We start from the raw sequence: 1,368 nt of genomic DNA, 5'->3' as shown, positions 1-1,368 counted from the left end.
CGGGCATACAGACCCAGACGCGGTGGGGCAACGCCGCGTTCCTGGACAGCGATCTGGTGCTGGCCGTGGGCGCCCGCTTCGGGTCATCCGCGTGGCGGCGGCGTCCATCTGAGGTTGTGGTTCGCCGAGCGGTTCGCCGAGCGGCTCGGCGTTCCCGACCTGGCCGGCGCGCCCTACCTGGCGTGGTACGCCCGCCTGCTGGGCGCCCAGGTGGGCGGCGACGCCGACCTGCACTCGCCGCCACCCGTCACGGGGCTGCTCAAGCTGGGCAGGGGCGCGTCGGTCGAGCAGGAGGTCGATCTCCGCGGCCACTGGTACGACGGCGACCGGCTGCACATCGGCGAGATCAGGATCGGTGCCGGCGCGAGGGTCGGTTCCCGATCGACGCTGCTGCCTGGCACGAGAATCGGAAAGAACGCCCAGATCGCCCCTGGAACGGCGGTCGCCGGCAGCGTGCCGGCCGGCCAGTTCTGGGCCGGCGCCCCGGCGTTCAGACAGGGCAAGTCACGCAGGTCGCGGCCCGCGGAGCGGCCTGCCCGCTCCCGGTTCTGGGCCGCACTGTACGGGCTGACCGCCGTCGTGCTCAGCCTGCTCCCGGCGGTCGCGGCCGGAACCGGGCTCGTGGTCCTGGCCGTGTTCGCCGGCGACGCGCGCACGCTCGGCCAGGCCCTGGCCGCCGCTCTGCCGGGCGTGCCGCTGGCGACGATCGCCGGCATGACCGCCTTCGCGCTGGTCACGCTGCTCAGCGTGCGGCTGCTCGGTATCGGCCTGCACGCGGGCCGCCATCCGGTCCACAGCCGCCAGGCCTGGCAGGCGTGGGCGACGGGGCGGCTGATGGCGTCGGCGCGCGTCTGGCTGTTCCCGCTGTATGCCAGCGTCCTGACGCCCGCGTGGCTGCGGGCGCTCGGCATGAAGGTGGGCCGCGGCGTCGAGCTCTCCACGGTTCTCGCGCTGCCCACGATGACGTCCGTCGGAGACGGCGCCTTCCTGGCCGACGACACGATGGTCGCCCCGTACGAGCTGGACGGCGGCTGGATGCGCATCGCCTCGGCGCGGATCGGCAAGCGCGCCTTCCTCGGCAACTCGGGGATGACCGCGCCCGGACGCAAGGTGCCCAAGGACGGCCTGGTCGGGGTGCTGTCGGCGACGCCGAAGAAGGCCAGGTCCGGTTCGTCGTACGTGGGCATGCCGCCCATGGAGCTGCGCCGTACCGCCGAGGAGGCCGATCGGAGCCGCACCTATCACCCGCCCGCCCGGTACAAGGTGGCCAGGGCGCTGGTCGAGGCGTTCCGCGTGGTGCCAGCGATGTGCGCGGTCGCGCTCGCCGTCCTGGTCGCCGCCGCCTTCGAGTGGCTCGCGGCCGGCTAC

Annotated in this window: 1 pseudogene; it reads left to right on the top strand. The window is 74.0% G+C overall.

Annotated features, from left to right (window positions below):
- Positions 1-114: 114 nt before the first annotated feature.
- Positions 115-1,368, top strand: a pseudogene (locus AB0J09_RS64790) (amino acid adenylation protein); the annotation flags it as partial.

The organism is Nonomuraea sp. NPDC049784, assembly GCF_040659615.1.
Classification (GTDB): domain Bacteria; phylum Actinomycetota; class Actinomycetes; order Streptosporangiales; family Streptosporangiaceae; genus Nonomuraea.
The sequence above is the reverse complement of the archived record's forward strand: the minus strand, read 5'-3'. Positions and strand labels throughout refer to the sequence as shown.